This is a genomic window from Enterococcus sp. LJL51, from assembly GCF_049894025.1.
Classification (GTDB): Bacteria; Bacillota; Bacilli; order Lactobacillales; family Enterococcaceae; genus Enterococcus_L.
Window position 1 is genome coordinate 154,815 of the sequence record NZ_JBNEQE010000006.1, and the last position, 15,179, is coordinate 169,993.

Annotated in this window: 13 protein-coding genes; 10 read left to right on the forward strand and 3 right to left on the reverse strand. The window is 39.2% G+C overall.

Features of this window, described 5'->3' with window-relative positions; translation table 11 throughout:
* Positions 1-150 precede the first annotated feature (150 nt).
* The 4 genes from hrcA to dnaJ all read left to right on the forward strand — a co-directional run bounded on the left by hrcA (position 151) and on the right by dnaJ (position 5,233).
* On the forward strand, positions 151-1,194 hold the full coding sequence (gene hrcA, locus ACPWSO_RS08320) for a heat-inducible transcriptional repressor HrcA (protein ID WP_426082449.1): 1,044 nt from the start codon (positions 151-153) through the stop codon (positions 1,192-1,194).
* Positions 1,195-1,255: 61 nt separating this feature from the next.
* Positions 1,256-1,780 (forward strand): nucleotide exchange factor GrpE, encoded by a 525-nt coding sequence (gene grpE, locus ACPWSO_RS08325; protein ID WP_426082450.1) that lies wholly within the window; start codon positions 1,256-1,258, stop codon positions 1,778-1,780.
* 54 nt (positions 1,781-1,834) lie between these two features.
* A complete protein-coding gene (dnaK, locus tag ACPWSO_RS08330) occupies positions 1,835-3,664 on the forward strand; it encodes a molecular chaperone DnaK (protein ID WP_426082452.1) in 1,830 nt (609 codons plus the stop codon).
* A gap of 402 nt (positions 3,665-4,066) precedes the next feature.
* Positions 4,067-5,233: a molecular chaperone DnaJ gene (gene dnaJ, locus ACPWSO_RS08335; protein ID WP_426082453.1), complete on the forward strand. Its 1,167-nt coding sequence runs from the start codon at positions 4,067-4,069 to the stop codon at positions 5,231-5,233.
* Between the two features lie 117 nt (positions 5,234-5,350).
* On the opposite strand, the gene ACPWSO_RS08340 is transcribed toward dnaJ, so the two are convergent.
* The gene (locus ACPWSO_RS08340) at positions 5,351-6,286 is read right to left on the reverse strand and encodes a helix-turn-helix transcriptional regulator (RefSeq protein ID WP_426082454.1); all 936 of its coding nucleotides are present in this window, start codon (positions 6,284-6,286) and stop codon (positions 5,351-5,353) included.
* Between the two features lie 251 nt (positions 6,287-6,537).
* On the opposite strand from ACPWSO_RS08340, the gene ACPWSO_RS08345 reads away from it, so the two are divergent.
* The 5 genes from ACPWSO_RS08345 (at position 6,538) to ACPWSO_RS08365 (ending at position 11,278) form a co-directional block, all read left to right on the forward strand.
* A complete protein-coding gene (locus ACPWSO_RS08345; protein ID WP_426082455.1) occupies positions 6,538-6,960 on the forward strand; it encodes a pyridoxamine 5'-phosphate oxidase family protein in 423 nt (140 codons plus the stop codon).
* Positions 6,961-6,972: 12 nt separating this feature from the next.
* Entirely contained in the window at positions 6,973-7,380 is a 408-nt protein-coding gene (locus ACPWSO_RS08350; protein ID WP_426082456.1) for an EVE domain-containing protein, read from the forward strand.
* Positions 7,381-7,677: 297 nt separating this feature from the next.
* Entirely contained in the window at positions 7,678-8,412 is a 735-nt protein-coding gene (locus tag ACPWSO_RS08355; RefSeq protein WP_426082457.1) for a metallophosphoesterase, read from the forward strand.
* Between the two features lie 203 nt (positions 8,413-8,615).
* The gene (locus ACPWSO_RS08360) at positions 8,616-10,805 is read left to right on the forward strand and encodes a Tex family protein (RefSeq protein WP_426082458.1); all 2,190 of its coding nucleotides are present in this window, start codon (positions 8,616-8,618) and stop codon (positions 10,803-10,805) included.
* A complete protein-coding gene (locus ACPWSO_RS08365) occupies positions 10,802-11,278 on the forward strand; it encodes a SprT family protein (RefSeq protein ID WP_426082459.1) in 477 nt (158 codons plus the stop codon). Before ACPWSO_RS08360 ends, ACPWSO_RS08365 begins: the two co-directional genes overlap by 4 nt.
* Before the next feature lie 239 nt (positions 11,279-11,517).
* Here the strand turns inward: ACPWSO_RS08365 and ACPWSO_RS08370 are convergent, their stop codons facing one another.
* Positions 11,518-12,426 carry an oligosaccharide biosynthesis protein Alg14 gene (locus tag ACPWSO_RS08370; RefSeq protein ID WP_426082460.1) on the reverse strand — a complete coding sequence of 303 codons (909 nt, stop codon included), beginning with the start codon at positions 12,424-12,426 and terminating at the stop codon, positions 11,518-11,520.
* Positions 12,427-12,722: 296 nt separating this feature from the next.
* Positions 12,723-13,712: a response regulator transcription factor gene (locus ACPWSO_RS08375; protein ID WP_426082461.1), complete on the reverse strand. Its 990-nt coding sequence runs from the start codon at positions 13,710-13,712 to the stop codon at positions 12,723-12,725.
* Positions 13,713-14,058: 346 nt separating this feature from the next.
* On the opposite strand from ACPWSO_RS08375, the gene ptcA reads away from it, so the two are divergent.
* Complete coding sequence (gene ptcA, locus ACPWSO_RS08380) at positions 14,059-15,078, forward strand: putrescine carbamoyltransferase (protein ID WP_426082462.1); 1,020 nt, start codon at positions 14,059-14,061, stop codon at positions 15,076-15,078.
* Positions 15,079-15,179: the final 101 nt, after the last annotated feature.

A 15,179-nucleotide genomic window follows, 5' to 3' on the forward strand; every position in this document is an offset into this window, starting at 1 on the left:
AAGAAAAAAGAAAACTATAGCAATTTTTAGCACTCGGTTATAAAGAGTGCTAAAAATTGCTGTTTTTTTCTTGACAATCATGATAGAACTTGCTATATTAATAATTGTATTAGCACTCATTAGATAGGAGTGCTAATGGAGGGTGGTATTATGATTACTGAAAGACAAAAAGAAATCTTGAGACTTATCATCCAGCAGTACACAACTACGGGGACACCTGTAGGTTCGAAAAAATTGATGGAGGATGGAATCAAGTCCAGTTCTGCCACAATTCGAAATGATATGAAAGCTTTAGAGGAGCAGGGATTGCTGCTTAAAACCCATTCTTCTTCTGGAAGGGTTCCGTCTATGAACGGCTATCGCTATTATGTTGATTACCTGCTGAAACCAGCTGAGGTAGAACCGGGAGAATTAAATAGTATTCGCCAGTCCTTTGGCTCAGAGTTTCGGGAGATTAATGATATCATTGAACAATCTGCGAAAATCTTATCTGAGCTAACCAGCTATACAGCGTTTTCTTTGGGGCCGGAGGTTAAGGAAAGAAAATTAACAGGATTTCGGATGGTTCCTTTGAATGATCGGCAGGTTATTGCTATCATTGTTACTGACAAAGGAAATGTCGAGAGTCAGGTATTTGCTATCCCAAACACTGTTTCCAAAGAAGATTTAGAAAAAATGACTAATATTATCAACGAAAAGCTTGTTGGGCAGCCTTTGCTGACCGTTTACCATCGTTTACGCACAGAGATTCCAATGATTCTGCACAGGTATTTCCAAACGCCTGAAGGGATGATGAATCTTTTCGACACGATGCTGGGGCACATTTTTGAAGAGAAGGTTTATGTGAGCGGTCGTTTGAATCTGCTGGATTTTGGCGTTAGTATGGATCACAGTCAGTTAAAATCAGTTTATTCTTTTATGAATAACACAGAAGCGCTGACCAATCTGCTGGAAATGACTGAAACAGCTGCAAGACCAATTAGCTTTAAAATCGGTTCGGAAATCGGCAACGATTTACTGAAAAGCATGAGCATGATTACGGCAACCTATGAAGTTATCGGACATGGCAAAGGAACTATCGCATTACTGGGACCGGCAAGTATGCCGTATTCTAAAATATTTAGTCTAGTTGATGTATTTAGAAATGAGCTGGCTTCACAGTTAGGCTCTTACTATCGATTTCTTGATGGATAGCGCTTTGGTGATATTCTTAAAGATAAATTGAATCTACGAAACGGGAAGGGAAGTTGCTGGATTGAACAAAGAAGAAAAAGAAGAGCTTCAGGATCAAGTAGAAGAAACAGCTTCGGAAAACACAGAACCTGAACTGACAGAAACAGAAACACTAAAGAACGAGCTTAATGAAATGGAAGATAAGTTCCTGCGGGCCCGTGCAGAAATTGCTAATATGAGCAATCGTTTTAAAAATGAACGAGAGCTGCTGGTTCGTTACAGATCACAGGATTTAGGGAAAAAATTATTGCCGGCTCTAGATAATTTAGAACGGGCAATGGCGATTGAAGTCGACGATGAACAAGGCGCAAGCCTGAAAAAGGGCATCGAGATGGTTTATGAAAGCATGATCTTTGCCTTGAAAGAAGAAGGAATCGAAGAAATACCGGCACAGGGAGAGTCTTTCGATCCGAATCTTCATCAAGCAGTTCAGACAGTTCCGGCTGATGATGGTGTTGCTTCAGACACAATTGTAGAGGTTCTGCAAAAGGGCTATAAGCTACAGGATCGTGTTCTGCGCGCCAGCATGGTAGTCGTTTCTCAATAAATAAAATAAGCACATTCAATTTTAAAATTAAAATAGAAGATAGGAGAAATAAACATGAGTAAAATAATTGGTATTGACTTAGGAACAACAAACTCAGCAGTTGCTGTATTAGAAGGCGGAGAAGCAAAGATTATTGCGAATCCAGAAGGAAACCGTACAACACCTTCTGTTGTATCTTTTAAAAATGGAGAAATTCAAGTAGGGGAAGTTGCTAAGCGTCAGGCAGTGACAAATCCTCATACAATCGCTTCAATTAAACGCCACATGGGTGAAGCTGGCTTTAAAGTGGAAGCTGAAGGTAAATCTTATACGCCTCAGGAAATTTCTGCAATGATTCTGCAATATCTAAAAGGTTTTGCAGAAGACTACCTAGGTGAAAAAGTAGATAAAGCAGTTATTACTGTTCCAGCATATTTCAACGATGCACAACGTCAGGCAACTAAAGATGCTGGTAAAATTGCCGGGTTGGAAGTTGAACGGATTGTCAATGAACCAACAGCAGCAGCATTGGCTTATGGTTTGGACAAAACAGATAAAGATGAAAAAATTCTAGTATTTGACTTGGGCGGCGGTACATTTGACGTTTCCATCCTTGAGTTAGGCGATGGTGTCTTTGATGTATTATCTACTTCTGGAGACAACAACTTAGGTGGGGATGATTTCGATAACAAAATCATTGATCATATGGTTGCGGAATTCAAGAAAGAAAACGGTATCGACTTAGGTCAGGATAAAATGGCATTGCAGCGTTTGAAAGATGCTGCTGAAAAAGCGAAAAAAGATTTATCAGGTGTTACAAGTACACAAATCAGCTTACCGTTTATTACAGCCGGAGATGCAGGTCCGCTTCACTTAGAAATGAACTTGACTCGTGCAAAATTTGATGAGCTAACTGCTGATTTAGTAGAACGGACAAAAATTCCTGTACGTCAGGCATTAAAGGATGCAGCATTGAACGCTTCTGATATTGATGAAGTGATTTTAGTTGGTGGTTCAACTCGTATTCCAGCGGTTGTTGAAGCAGTTCGTAAAGAAACGAATAAAGAACCAAATAAATCTGTGAACCCGGATGAAGTAGTGGCAATGGGTGCGGCTATTCAAGGGGGCGTTATCACTGGTGATGTGAAGGACGTTGTACTATTAGACGTGACTCCTTTATCACTAGGTATTGAAACAATGGGCGGCGTATTTACGAAGCTGATTGACCGCAACACAACGATTCCAACAAGTAAATCTCAAGTATTTTCTACCGCAGCAGATAACCAGCCGGCAGTAGATATTCATGTACTGCAAGGTGAACGTCCAATGGCGGCAGACAATAAAACATTAGGAAGATTCCAATTGACAGATATTCCAGCTGCTCCTCGCGGTGTACCGCAAATCGAAGTAAGCTTTGATATCGATAAGAACGGTATCGTGAACGTACGTGCGAAAGATTTAGGAACACAAAAAGAACAAACAATTACAATTAAATCTTCTTCAGGTTTATCAGACGATGAAATCGAACGCATGGTGAAGGATGCTGAATCAAATGCGGAAGCAGATAAACAACGTAAAGAAGAAGTAGATCTTCGTAATGACGTAGACGCTTTGCTGTTCACTGTAGACAAAACATTGAAAGAACTTGAAGGTAAAGTTGATGCGGATGAAGTGAAAAAAGCAGAAGATGCTCGTGATGAACTGAAAGCAGCTGTAGAAGCAAATGATATCGAACAAATGAAAGCTAAACGTGATTCATTAAACGAAATCGTTCAAAATCTAACAGTTAAATTGTATGAGCAGGCAGCTCAGCAACAAGCACAGGAAAATCCGGAAGCAGCTCAAGGCGGCGCAGATGATGTTGTTGATGCAGACTTTGAAGAAGTCGACAAAGACGAACAATAAGCAGACTGCCTAAAAAGAAGTCAGGAAAGAGGTCGGGACAGAAGCCGGAAACTGCTTCTGTCCCGCCGTTTATTGTAGAGAGAAAAATAATTTTCTGATAATCAAAAAGGACACTGCCAATGTTGATTTTACATAAATGTATTTAGGTTTTACTTGAATTATGGTATGATTACAACGGTGCTTTTGTTGTAAAAGACTAAAAAAGGCAGTCAGTGCGGAGAAAACAGGCGGGAATAAACCAGATATTTTTTGCATGTATGTGTCTGATGTGACGCCGAATTCTCTATAAGCAAAACCTTTGTTTCTGATCACACTGCTTCTGATTGTCAACTATTCAAGTTTTGAGTGATGATGGCTAAGGTGTATCTATACTCAAGGGAAATACAAGTTGGAGGGAAACCAATGGCTACAAAACGAGATTATTATGAGGTACTGGGGCTGTCTAAAGGGGCTTCAGATGATGAAATAAAAAAAGCGTACCGTAAACTATCTAAGCAGTATCACCCAGATATTAATAAGGAAGCAGATGCCGAAGATAAGTTTAAAGAAATTTCTGAAGCATATGAGGTTTTAAGCGACCCTCAAAAGAAAGCGGCGTATGATCAATATGGTCATGCAGGTACTGACCCGAATTATGGCGGTGCCGGCGGCTTTGGTGGTTTTGGCGGCGGTGGCTTCAGCGGCAGCAGCTTTGGCGGATTTGAAGATATCTTCGATTCATTCTTTGGCGGCGGTGGTGGACGTACTGTTGATCCGACTGCACCAAGACAAGGATCGGATCTTCAATATACCATTCAGTTAAAATTTGAAGAAGCGATTTTCGGTATAGAAAAAGAAATCAAATATAAACGTGAAGATGTTTGCGGCACTTGTCATGGGAATGGGGCTAAGCCGGGAACACAACCGGAAACCTGTCACAAATGTCATGGCTCTGGTTCAATCAATGTAGAACGTCAAACTCCATTAGGACGAGTTATGAGCCGTCAAACATGTGATGTCTGTCGCGGAACCGGAAAAGAAATTAAGGACCCATGTCCAACCTGTCATGGCTCTGGACATGAGAAGAAAGCACATCACGTGAAGGTTAAAGTTCCTGCTGGTGTGGAAGATGGTCAACAAATGCGCCTGGCTAATCAGGGGGAAGCTGGAATGAATGGCGGACCTTATGGCGATTTGTATGTTGTCTTTCATGTGGAGGAAAGTAATATTTTCGACAGGGATGGTGCTGAAATTTACTATGAAATGCCGTTAAGCTTTGTGCAGGCTGCACTAGGTGATGAGGTACAGGTACCTACTGTTCATGGAGATGTGAAATTAAAAATTCCTGCCGGTACACAAACTGGAACCAACTTCCGCTTACGTGGAAAAGGAGCACCTCGTTTACGGGGCGGAGCAAATGGCGATCAGCATGTGAAGGTGAAACTAATTACACCAAAAAATCTTAGTGAGGAACAACGGAACGCCCTTCGTTCTTTCGCTAAGGCAGGCGGACAAGAAATTAGTGAGCAGCAAGAAGAAGGTTTTTTCGATAAAATGAAAGATGCTTTTGGCGGTAAGAAAAAGAAATAGTTGAATAAATCGAAGAGAGACAGCTTCTATCAATAGAGTGCTGGTTAAAAATTAAGAGCTGTACTGGATTGTCAATTTGACAACTAGTACAGCTCTTTTTTTATAATTAGAACAGTCTTATTCATACTGCGTCAGCATTTGTCGGACACGCTGAGCAAGTTCTTCACGAACAAATGCGGGACCGTGACATATACATCGATTGCCAAAGCCTAAAAGGAGATGATAGCCAAAATCATCGGGTATAAAATAAGGAAAGGTAACATCAAAGTAATCACTATTCTTTTTTTTGTTGAATATTAAATCAGGAAATCGCTCTAGAAGCTGGTCCTTTACAGAGTAGTCAACTTCAAGAAAAATCGTAGTAAAGTCTGCTTCTTTAATGGTATTTTTGCCCAGTGCAGCAGGAGGAGCAGCTCTCGGGACAAAGGTATCCTCTGTTACAATAACATTTTTCATTCTGGATAGTTTAAAGATACGGAAATCCTGTTTTTCCAAACAATATGCTTGTGTGTACCAGCTGGCTTCTTTCAGAATCAACCGATAGGGCTCTAATTTTCTTGTAGAGTACTGACCAGATCTATTCTCATAAGCAATAGACAAAATTTGATTTTTGTCTAGACATAGTTGGATAGCTTCGATGGTATTACGGGAAAGTTCTCCTCGGATCCAAGGAGTTAAATCAATAATCAGCTGATCGGTTTTCAGTGCAATTTCCTCTTCCATTTTTTGCGGAATCAATGATTTTAACTTTTCAAGAGTGTATTGTGTTTGCTTCATATTGATGTGGTTATTCAAGCTGGCTAGGCTAATCATGAGAGAAACCAGCTCAGAAGAAGTAAAGAAGCGCTGATCGATTTTGTAGTTTTCCATTATTCGAATTCCGCCTTTGCTGCCGGGAATTGTTGTTATGGGGATTCCCGCTTGTCCCAAAGAGTCAACATCTCGATAGATAGTTCGAACAGAGACCTCAAAGCGTTCTGCTAATTTAGGTGCACTGATTTGTTTTTGTTCCAGCAGCAACATAGTGATTGCCAGCAGACGTTCATTTTTCATCTTTTTTCACACTCCTCAATTAAAATAATAGAACCCTGACAAATAGTTGTCAAGGTTTGTTTGATAAACTAAATTTGTACTAGGATATGTTTGAAAAAAAGTTTAGCAGTAAATGTTTTGTGTAGGAAAAAGCAGCAGATGACAGAGCTAAAGGAAGTCGATGCATCATACAAATTACTTCTGTTTTAGTAAAATCTACTAGCCCCAAATTTCAAATAAGTCCTAGAGAATAAGCTTATGGAGGCGGAAAAATGAAAGTCAGAGAAAAATATGAAGAAATGATGGAAACTCAAATGGAGATTGCTTTAGCAACAAGTGTTTATGGACAGCCAAATGTTCGAATCGTTAATTTTCTTTATGATTCAGAACGCAAGGTCGTTTATTTTTCCACATTTAAGGAAAGTGACAAGGTAAAAGAAATCGAAAAAAATCCTAAAGTTGCTTTTACCACAGTTGTCACGGGAGAAGAAAACAATCACATACGGGTATTAGAGGGACACGCTGAAAAGAGTGAATACTCACTGCTTGATCTGGCTGAGCAATGGGTAGCTAAGATGCCGTTTTATCAAGAAATTATCGATATGGGAACAGCACAGCTGGATGTGTATGAAATTTCATTTGAAAAGGCAACCGTCATCCAAGGAATGATGGCACGGGAGGATATTGCTGTTTAGGAGGAAAAATCAATGAGGTACTGGCTAGGAGTAGCATCGAAGGAGCACGTGGAGATTGGTGTGGCAGGAGGATTCAGTCAGCTGTGTCACGGAAAACAAGCCCCGTTAAATAGAATGAAGGAAGGGGATTGGCTGATTTATTATGCACCTAAGGAAAGCTTGAAACGAAATGAACCTTGTCAGAAGTTTATTGCGGTAGGTACCATAAAAGCCGGCTGTGCTTATCAGGTAGAGATGAAGCCGAATTTTTTCCCGTTTCGAAAAAATGTCTCTTATTTACCCAATCCATATCCAGTTTCACTTCAAGCAGTTAGTGACTATCCTTTGTGGTCTGAGTACCGTTCTAAACTGCGTTTTGGTCATTTAGAAATACCGCAAGAATTATTTGAATATATTACTTTTCATATGTTTGAAGCATAAGCAGAAGGTTCAAACGGCTCGTACAAACAGCTAAAAAGATGCCGGACGATACTGAAAATAACTCTTCATATTTTCAGTATCGCCGGTTTATTTCCGAAGAGGCAGCTTTTAGACCACCAGTTATTCGATTTTTAGGAGTAGAAAGAGTTAAAAATTTCTTTATGTCCTACTTCCCTTTTCGATAAATAACCAACGTTATTTTTTTGTGGTCATTTTACCTAAAACAATGATTTTTTAGGAGTTTCTGAGGTATACTATAAATAGAAAAAGTTTTTCCAAGGTTTAGGAGGAAAGATCATGAAGAAATATGTTTATGCAATCAGTGATATTCATGGAGAATTTGACTTATTTGAACAGCTGATCAATTACTATGACGATAGAAGGCATCAGCTGGTCTTGATTGGTGACCTAAATGACCGCGGAAAAAAGAGTAAAGAAAGTTTTTTACTTGGAAAAAGACTTGTAGAAGAATATGGGGCTGTTTATCTTCGGGGAAACCATGAGGAATATTTCCTTCAATTTTTACAAAATCCGGAAGACTGGTATCAAGGGTATGTTCGCAATGGAGGCAAAGAAACGATTGATAGTCTTCTTCATACAGGCGCTACAGAAGAATATTCTCCAACAGAAATCGCGCTGATGATTCGTAGTCGTTATGCCGATTTAGTAGACTTTTTAGTGAAGCGTCCCCTTTACTATGAATGGCGGAATTATGTTTTTGTTCATGCTGGCGTTGATTTAACAAAAAAAGACTGGCATCAGACCAGTCCTCGGGACTTTATCTGGATTAGAGATGCTTTCCATCGAGGTAAAAATAAGACTGGCCGGACGATTGTTTTCGGTCATACAATTACACCCATGCTTCACGGAGATATGCAGACGACAGATTTATGGATTTCAGATAACAAAATTGGGATTGACGGCGGAGCCGTTTTCGGCGGTTCTGTTCATGGAGTAATCTTTGATGAGGATGGCATTGTTCAGGATATAGAATATCAGAACATGCACGGACCGTGGCAGCCGGAATTTTAAAAAAGTAGAGCAGCAGGTAAAGATATGGAAGGATGGCTAAGTAAAGAGCTGTCTTCACCAATACTTATCGGAGCTGCTTTTTTGTGTCGTGTATATCTTTTACATGTCAGGTATAGACAAGTCAGTTATGCATCTGGGTTTCTACAAAAAACTGGCAAGATGTGCTAAAATAGATAGGTATGCTAAAGAAAGAGGTTGAAACAATGACTGATAGTTACAATCAGAAAATAGTAGAATTACTCCAAAAAGAATTAACAGAATATCGCCCAAAACAAATGATTACAGTACTGACTTTATTGGGTGAAGGAAATACAGTCCCGTTTATTGCCCGCTACCGTAAAGAGATGACGGGAAGTCTAGATGAAGTACAAATTAGAGAAATAGAAGAACGCTACGGCTACTTGGAAAATCTGGAAAAAAGAAAAGAAGAAGTTGTACGAATCATTGAAGAACAGGGAAAATTAACAGAAGAGCTGAAAAAAGAAATCCTTGCTTCTGCAAAAATGCAGCAGGTAGAAGACCTCTATCGTCCATATAAGCAAAAACGGCGGACCAAAGCAACAATTGCAAAAGAAAAAGGGCTGGAGCCGTTGGCAGATTGGCTGGCTCAACTGCCTGAAGCCGGGGATGTTTCTGCCGAAGCCGAGAAGTATACTGACAGCGGTAAGGAAGTAGCATCAGTTGCTGACGCATTGGCTGGCGCACATGAAATCCTGGCTGAACGAATTAGTGACGAAGCCAAATTCCGTAAATGGATTCGTGATTTTACTTTCAATAAAGGACAATACACGAGTACAGTTAAGAACGGTGATAAAGATGAAAAAGCTGTTTATGAGATGTACTATGACTTTTCAGAACCGGTAAGTAAGATGGTCTCTCATCGAATTTTGGCTACAAACCGTGGAGAAAAAGAGGATATCTTAAAAGTATCTCTGCTTGTAGAAGAAGAGAAGATTAATGATTATTTTAACAGACAGCTGATTGGTAAAAAGCAGAACTCGGTTGCCGCGTCAGCGATTATCGCAGCTTATACAGATAGTTATAAACGGTTTATTGGACCAGCAATTGAGCGGGAAATCCGCAATCAGCTGACTGAAATGGCTGATGAGCAAGCCATCCGTATTTTTGGCGAAAATCTACGCAATTTACTACTGCAGCCGCCGCTAAAAGGCAAAGTAGTGATGGGCTTTGACCCTGCTTATCGCACAGGATGTAAGCTGGCAGTCGTGGATGCTACAGGAAAGGTGCTGGCTATTGATGTCATTTATCCGCATAAACCAGCGTCTGGTGAAAAACGAGCTGCAGCAGGCCCGGCTTTTCAAAAGCTAATTGAAAAATATGGTGTAGAGATGGTTGCGATTGGTAATGGTACAGCCAGCCGGGAATCAGAACAGTTTGTTGCTGAACATCTGAAAAAACTGCCGCGGGATATCTATTATGTTATCGTAAACGAAGCAGGTGCTTCCGTATATTCTGCCAGTGAGGTAGCTCGAACAGAATTTCCTAATCTTCAGGTTGAAGAGCGAAGTGCAGTCAGTATTGCCCGCCGTTTACAGGACCCATTGGCAGAGCTGGTAAAAATTGATCCTAAAGCCGTTGGTGTGGGACAATATCAACATGATGTTTCTCAAAAAAGATTGGCTGAACAGCTGGCGTTTGTCGTTGAAACAGCGGTAAATCAGGTTGGTGTAGATGTGAATACGGCGAGTCCGCAGCTGCTGCAGTATATTTCTGGTCTGAATAAAACAACAGCTCAGAATTTGGTAACCTATCGGGATGAGAATGGCGCATTCACTGCTAGAAATCAAATAAAAAAGGTTCCTCGCTTAGGACCGAAAGCCTATGAACAGGCTATCGGCTTTTTACGAATTCCGGATGGGAAAAATGTTCTTGATAATACAGGTATTCACCCAGAAAGCTATGATACGGCGAAAGCTATTCTTGCAAAAGCTGATGTTGAACTGAAAACTCTGGGAACCGCTGAAGCAACAGAAAAAATTAAAACGCTGAAAGCACAGCAGTTGGAAGCAGAGCTATCTGTCGGGCTTGAGACGTTAAAAGATATTTTAGCATCGCTGCAGCAGCCGGGAAGAGATATGCGGGATGAGATGAGCGCCCCTCTTTTAAGAAAAGATGTACTTTCTATGGAGGATTTGAAGCCGGGGATGGAGCTTGAAGGAACCGTTCGAAATGTGATTGATTTTGGTGCTTTCGTAGATATTGGCGTAAAGCAGGATGGCTTGGTTCATATTTCCAAACTGAGCAATCGTTTTGTTAAGCATCCAACAGATGTAGTAGCTGTTGGAGATGTAGTGACTGTCTGGGTAGAAGCAATTGATGTAGCAAAAGGACGAATTAGTCTGACGATGCTGCCAAAAGGAAACGACAAGTGAGCCAATTATTAGCAGAGCTGAGCGCACCAGAAACAGATGGAGAGCTGCAGCAGCTGGTATCGCAGGTATCGCAGGAATTTTTTCAAAAGCCGTTTCTTCATAAAGCGTATTTCAATAGTCGCTTGAAAACAACCGGAGGCCGCTACCATTTAAGCACTCACGACATTGATTTTAATCCCAAAGTATTGGAAAAATATGGATTGGCAGAATTGATCGGCGTGATTAAGCATGAATTATGCCACTATCATCTTCATATAGAGGGTAGAGGCTATCAACATAAAGATCCTGAGTTTAAAAAGTTGCTTGCTGTTACTGGTGGGAGCCGATATGTGCAGTCACTGGTTGATGAGCAGCAGTTTCAGGTTTATCGATGTACGAGCTGTGGTGGAGTAATCAAACGAAAACGAAAGATAAATACTCAGCGCTATGTCTGTGGAAATTGTCGGGGTACATTGAAATGGATAGGGAAATAGAAAGTAAGAAGAATATAACTTTTTTGTCAAATAAAACAAAAAAGATTTATGGCTAAAAAACAGGCAAGAAATCCCGTAAATACTCTTCAAATTTTAGGGAATGTCTGCTTGTTTTTGAAAGAGCTGTTCCTGTAATTATTTGCCGTAGTTTAGTATAAGAATTTACTTCTGTCTTGTTGCTTATCCTGTAAAGAGCGCACCAAAACGAACTATCTGTTTTGGTGTGCTCTTTTTGTCTGCTATTCAGCGTAATGGTAATCGAAAAGCTGCGGTCGGTACTCTAGTTCTTCAAAGATAGCGGAATCCTCTGCAAGAAACCGCTGTGCCCATTGACTATGGTCATAAAAATCTAAGAACGTATCATTTTCTGCAAGGTATGGTGTTTCAAGAAAGTCCGGGAGATCGGTGAAATTGTCATAGCCAATAATAAATATATTGGCAGGATTGTAAAAGTGGTAGTAACGGATTTTTTTATTAGTTGTAAGTAACTTCTTTTTGAAGTAGATAGACTCAAGGGAGCGTAATGTGATACCAGTTTGCCCAGGTCGCATAATCTCTAAAATACTCTTACTTTGAGCAGTCAGGATCAGATAATCAGGATAGGAGAGATAGCCTTTTTGGTCGTTTCCTTTTCCTTCCAATATGAAAAAACGACTATGTAAGCGTAGGTAGTTAAAGATTTCCAAAAGATAGTGCGCCTGTTTTCCACGGCCATTATTAGAAGCACCAAAAAAGATATCATGATTCACAGGCTCTTTCGGCAGCTGCATGTGCTTCGAGTAAAAGCTTGAATTATGTTTTAATGAGAAATTCTGAGCTTCCAGAGGATCAAAGCTGTAGATGTCGTCGATGATTTGATCTGATTGTGTTTGTTGAAGCATGGTGATTTTTTCTTCAGTAAGGTGATTCCAGAAGAAAAGGACCAGTTTGGCATTTGTTAATGGACGAACCAGCTTGGCCATGACTGGTTCAAAGCCGTTATCAAGAAAAATAATCAGACAATACTGAGAGAGTTTGTTTTCCCAGCTTTTTTTATCCAAAGGAATGCGAAGTAGCTGATGGCCTGAAATGACATCGATATCAGTTAGCGTATCAAAAAAATACAAATGTTCATCTTTAGCAACTAACAAGGTTGTTTGCTCATGCATGATTTTCTCCCCACTTTCCATATAATGCTGGTTTTGATTATAGTAGCATGTTCTAGATAATTTCCCATCTGATTTGCTCACAACTGATTGGAAAGAGCAGCTTCAAAAAATTGGAATGAGCATATTTTATTAGTAAAAAACCAGCAGGCTATTTCAAAATAAAAAATTGTACCGACCCCAAAAGTTAGACCAAAATTCTAACGTTTGGAGGTCGGTACAATTCTCTGCTTTTTCGTTCCAAGCTCTTCATTTTTATTCAGTTTTTTCTTGCCAACATAATTTGCTGCAGACTCCTTTCAAAAGGAAGGATGTTTCTGCTGCTGATTCAGCGGAGAGAGTGTATTGCTTTGATCTGCTGTAAATGCTTCGTATAAGCTAAATATCTGATTTCTTTTTTTGATGTTTAGTTTAATAAAAATATTGTGGACATGGGTTTTGACTGTGCCGATAGAGAGAAAAATTTCATCGGCGATTTCCTGATTCTGTTTATGAGCAAGTAGCAGGGTGAAAATTTCTTTTTCCCGTTGTGTAAGAGCGTAATGACAGCAAAAATTTTCAAATAGAACGGCTTCATTATTTTGTTCAGGCTCTTCAACTGCCACAGGTTTCTGACTGTCATGGAGGAAGAACTTCATCATTAACACGCAAATAAGGATTGAGAAAATATCTTCACAAACGTTTCGATTGTTGATTTTAATCGATAGGGAGGTGTATTGATCCAGGTTAAAGATGACGTAGGTGTCTTCAAGTAAAATCAGAATCCCGCCAATTAGAGAAGCAAGTGCAGCCCACTTCAAATAGTAAGCACTGTTAGTAGATAATTCAGCCGAATGTCTGCGCCACTTCATCCAGGCAAAGAGCCCCATGTAAATCATGAGTAGTTGATTAGGCAGATAGTAAAGCCAGATTTTAAAAGCAGAGTTAGGCAGAAGCGGAACACTTAAGAGCCAAACAGCCATCATAATTAAGAGTAGGTAGTGAATCATTTTGAGTTTTTCATTTAAAAGTGTTGTGATGATTAAAAATGAGCAATAAGCGTTTGCCAAATAAATAATGGTTTTAGCAGCAGGAATACTCATAAAGGTTTGATTGTAGCTGGAGGCAAAGGAGTTAATAAACTCTGTCATATAAATAATGACATTATCAAAAATAAAAAATAGCAGAAAAATAGTTAATACCATGTAGATTTTCTTTTTTTCTTTCATGTAAAAGCTAATAGAAAGAGACATGGCGAGCGCATATAGGACAATCAATAAGATATTATAGATAAAAATAGATATCATCATGAAGAAACCCCTTTCATTTTTTTCGAATGATAACGATTTGTGTATAGTAGACAGCAAAATAAAATGATCGAAAATAAATAAAAAATGACTAAGTAAAGCATAAGGTTCTATTTCTTCTTTGCGCTTAAATTATAACATTTTTTCAAAGGTTTATTCATAAAACTTTCTAAACTTTTCATCTAAACTTTTCTAAACCCTTGATAAACCTACATTTTCTGAATGATTAAATACTTAGGTAGGGACAAAATGATAGCGTTTACATCCGTTGGTTTATCGTAAACTTGTTTTTTAAAGTTTATAGTTTGGAGTGTAAAAAGCACAAAGGAAAAATGAGGAGGAAACAAACATGTCAAAAAAAGATTTTATTACAACTGAAAATTATACGAAAGGAGAAATTACTGAAATTGTAGATCTTTCATTAAAAATTAAAGCATGTATCAAAAACGGTTATTATCCTCAACTATTAAAAAATAAATCACTTGGAATGATTTTCCAGCAAAGCTCTACTCGTACACGTGTATCTTTTGAAACAGCCATGACACAATTAGGTGGTCATGCTCAATACCTAGCACCTGGTCAGATTCAACTGGGCGGACATGAAACAATAGAAGATACTAGTCGTGTTCTTTCAAGATTAGTAGATATTATCATGGCTCGTGTTGACCGTCATCATAGTGTAGATGATTTAGCTACTCATGCCACAATACCTGTAATCAACGCAATGTCAGATTATAATCACCCAACACAAGAATTAGGCGATTTATGTACAATGATTGAACATTTGCCGGAAGGTAAAAAGATTGAAGACTGCAAAGTTGTTTTCGTAGGGGATGCTACTCAGGTATGTTTCTCTCTTGGTTTGATTGCAACTAAAATGGGAATGAATTTTGTTCATTTTGGACCTAAAGGCTACCAATTAAATGAAGACCATCAGGCTAAACTGACAAAAAATTGTGAAGTTTCAGGAGGAAGCTTCTTAATCACTGATAATGAAGATGATATTATGGGAGCTGATTTTCTATATACAGACGTTTGGTATGGTCTTTATGATGCTGAGCTTTCTGAAGAAGAACGTTTAGCTATTTTCTATCCAAAATATCAGGTGACTGCCGACATGTTGAAAAAAGCAGGAGAAAATTGTAAATTTATGCACTGCCTGCCTGCTTCAAGAGGTGAAGAAGTAACAGATGAAGTGATGGACGGACCAAACTCTATCTGTTTTGATGAAGCAGAAAATCGTTTAACCTCAATTCGCGGTTTACTAGTTTATCTATTAGGCAAGCATGACGAAAGAAATCCGATTGATATCAAAAAACAAGCGGATGCAAAAGCAGCACTGGAAGTATTTTTAGGTAAACCATTGTAAAAAATGCTATCGGAGTATTCAGAGAAAACAGCTTAGGAACATTCTTCTGAGAAGTATATTCGTTGACGGGAGGGAAAGTTAAGCTGTTTTCCCTCCTACTT

Excerpts from the sequence above, each read along its gene's own strand:
- hrcA (WP_426082449.1), top strand. The coding sequence starts at position 151 with ATGATTACTGAAAGACAAAAAGAAATCTTGAGACTTATCATCCAGCAG.
- dnaK (WP_426082452.1), top strand. The coding sequence starts at position 1,835 with ATGAGTAAAATAATTGGTATTGACTTAGGAACAACAAACTCAGCAGTT.
- dnaJ (WP_426082453.1), top strand. The coding sequence starts at position 4,067 with ATGGCTACAAAACGAGATTATTATGAGGTACTGGGGCTGTCTAAAGGG.
- ACPWSO_RS08340 (WP_426082454.1), bottom strand. The coding sequence starts at position 6,286 with ATGAAAAATGAACGTCTGCTGGCAATCACTATGTTGCTGCTGGAACAA.
- ACPWSO_RS08345 (WP_426082455.1), top strand. The coding sequence starts at position 6,538 with ATGAAAGTCAGAGAAAAATATGAAGAAATGATGGAAACTCAAATGGAG.
- ACPWSO_RS08350 (WP_426082456.1), top strand. The coding sequence starts at position 6,973 with ATGAGGTACTGGCTAGGAGTAGCATCGAAGGAGCACGTGGAGATTGGT.
- ACPWSO_RS08355 (WP_426082457.1), top strand. The coding sequence starts at position 7,678 with ATGAAGAAATATGTTTATGCAATCAGTGATATTCATGGAGAATTTGAC.
- ACPWSO_RS08360 (WP_426082458.1), top strand. The coding sequence starts at position 8,616 with ATGACTGATAGTTACAATCAGAAAATAGTAGAATTACTCCAAAAAGAA.
- ACPWSO_RS08370 (WP_426082460.1), bottom strand. The coding sequence starts at position 12,426 with ATGCATGAGCAAACAACCTTGTTAGTTGCTAAAGATGAACATTTGTAT.
- ACPWSO_RS08375 (WP_426082461.1), bottom strand. The coding sequence starts at position 13,712 with ATGATGATATCTATTTTTATCTATAATATCTTATTGATTGTCCTATAT.
- ptcA (WP_426082462.1), top strand. The coding sequence starts at position 14,059 with ATGTCAAAAAAAGATTTTATTACAACTGAAAATTATACGAAAGGAGAA.